This window comes from Streptomyces sp. NPDC127097 (assembly GCF_042724075.1).
Classification (GTDB): domain Bacteria; phylum Actinomycetota; class Actinomycetes; order Streptomycetales; family Streptomycetaceae; genus Streptomyces.
This window is the reverse complement of the sequence record NZ_JBHXFI010000067.1, coordinates 1-2,298: the sequence shown is the minus strand read 5'-3', so window position 1 is coordinate 2,298 and position 2,298 is coordinate 1. Positions and strand designations below refer to the sequence as shown.

Sequence of the window (2,298 nt, the reverse complement as noted above, 5' to 3'; positions counted from 1 at the left end):
GGGGGGGCGGGGGTTGTTCGTATGCCCGCCGGGCACGGTGGTCCATCTGGGGCCGCCCCGGCCCGCCCCGGCGGCCGGGGGGGGCGGGCGACGGGATGAACGGGGGTCAGCCCTGCGGGTGGTGGGCCGGGATGGCGGGCAGTTCGCCGGTGGTCTCGTAGGCCGAGAGCATCTCGATGCGGCGGGTGTGCCGCTCCTCACCCGAGTAGGGGGTGGCCAGGAAGACCTCGATGAACTTGGTCGCCTCTTCCTGGGTGTGCATCCGGCCGCCCACGGAGATGACGTTGGCGTTGTTGTGCTCGCGGCCGAGCTTGGCGGTCTCCTCGCTCCAGGCCAGCGCGGCCCGGACGCCCTTGACCTTGTTGGCGGCGATCTGCTCGCCGTTGCCGGAGCCGCCGATCACGATGCCGAGGCCGTCCGGGTCGGCGGCGGTCTTCTCCGCGGCGCGCAGGCAGAACGGCGGGTAGTCGTCCTGGGCGTCGTAGATGTGGGGTCCGCAGTCGACGGGCTCGTGGCCCTGGGCCTTGAGCCACTCGACGAGGTGGTTCTTGAGGTCAAAACCGGCATGGTCGGAACCGAGGTACACGCGCATGCGATGAGTGTGACACGCCCGCCGCCGGGTAGGCGCGGCTGGGTCTGCCCACGGGCCGTGTACAGAAAGCCACCCCGCGCCTTCTGTACGCAAGTGCATCGGGCAACCATCCAGGGTTTCACACAACAATCCGGCGGCAGACCTTCCAATCCACGGTTAACGAAGATCTAATGCGAGGGATCCATCCGAGAACCACGAAGGACGGTGCACATGGGCGCGCACCCGCCTACCACCACAGCGGTTCCGACGACCGGAGAACCCGGCGGCGGACCCTCCGGGGGGCAGTCACAGGACGGGCTGCAAGCAGGACTCAAGAACCGCCATCTGTCGATGATCGCCATCGGCGGGGTCATCGGCGCCGGTCTGTTCGTCGGCTCCGGCGCCGGGATCGCGGCCGCCGGCCCCGGCATCCTGCTCTCGTACGCGCTGACCGGCCTGCTGGTCGTGCTCGTGATGCGGATGCTGGGTGAGATGGCCGCGGCCTCCCCCACGTCGGGGTCGTTCTCCGCCTACGCGGACCGGGCGATGGGCCGCTGGGCCGGTTTCACCATCGGCTGGCTGTACTGGTTCTTCTGGTCGGTCGTGCTGGCCGTCGAGGCGACCGCGGCCGCCGCGATCCTCACCGGCTGGGTGCCGGCCGTCCCGCAGTGGGCCTGGGCGCTGCTGGTGATGATCGTGCTGACCGGCACCAACCTGGTCTCGGTCGGCTCGTTCGGTGAGTTCGAGTTCTGGTTCGCCGGGATCAAGGTCGTGGCGATCGTCGTGTTCATCGTGATCGGTGCGCTGGCGGTCTTCGGGCTGCCGCCGGGCGGTGACCCGGTCGGCACGGAGAATCTGACCGGGCACGGCGGCTTCCTGCCGAACGGTCCGGGGGCGATCCTCTCCGGCATGCTGCTGGTGGTCTTCTCCTTCATGGGCAGCGAGATCGTCACGCTGGCGGCGAGCGAGTCGCCGAACCCGGTGCAGGCCGTCCGCAAGGCCGTCAACAGCGTCATCTGGCGGATCGCGCTCTTCTACATAGGCTCGATCGCGGTGATCGTGACGCTGCTGCCGTGGGACTCCAAGGCGGTGGAGAAGAGCCCGTACGTGGCCGTGCTGGAGTCGCTGGACATCCCGTACGCGGGCACCGTGATGGACATCGTGGTGCTGACCGCGGTGCTGTCCTGTCTCAACTCCGGGCTCTACACCGCCTCCCGGATGGCGTTCTCGCTCGGCCAGCGCGGGGATGCGCCGAAGTCGTTCGCCACCGTCAACAAGGGCGGCGTCCCGGCGGTCGCGATCTGGGCGTCGGTCGCCTTCGGCTTCATCGCGACGATCTTCAGCTACACCTCGAAGGACACCGTCTTCGAGTTCCTGCTGAATTCGTCGGGCGCGGTGGCGCTGTTCGTCTGGCTGGTCATCTGCTTCTCGCAGCTGCGGATGCGCCGGACGATCGAGCGGGAGACGCCGGAGCGGCTGACGGTGCGGATGTGGCTGTACCCGTGGCTGACGTACGCGACGATCGGGCTGATCCTCTTCGTCATCGGCTACATGTTCTACGACCCGGACGGGCGCAAGCAGATGGTGCTGTCGGTGGTCGCGGCCGTGGTGGTACTGGCGGTCGGACTGGTCCTGGACCGGCGCCGGCCGCGGGAGCGGGACGCGGTCGAGGGCGCGTAACGCCGTACGGCGGCAGAGAAGAGGGCGGGGCCCGCACCGGGTTGGTG

The 2,298-nt window shown here is 69.0% G+C and carries 2 protein-coding genes; one reads left to right on the top strand and one right to left on the bottom strand.

Annotated elements, in window-relative coordinates; translation table 11 throughout:
- Positions 1-106 precede the first annotated feature (106 nt).
- Positions 107-592 carry a ribose-5-phosphate isomerase gene (locus ACFWJW_RS32865; protein ID WP_387248010.1) on the bottom strand — a complete coding sequence of 162 codons (486 nt, stop codon included), beginning with the start codon at positions 590-592 and terminating at the stop codon, positions 107-109.
- Positions 593-802: 210 nt separating this feature from the next.
- On the opposite strand from ACFWJW_RS32865, the gene ACFWJW_RS32860 reads away from it, so the two are divergent.
- Positions 803-2,251 (top strand): amino acid permease, encoded by a 1,449-nt coding sequence (locus tag ACFWJW_RS32860; protein WP_387248008.1) that lies wholly within the window; start codon positions 803-805, stop codon positions 2,249-2,251.
- Positions 2,252-2,298: the final 47 nt, after the last annotated feature.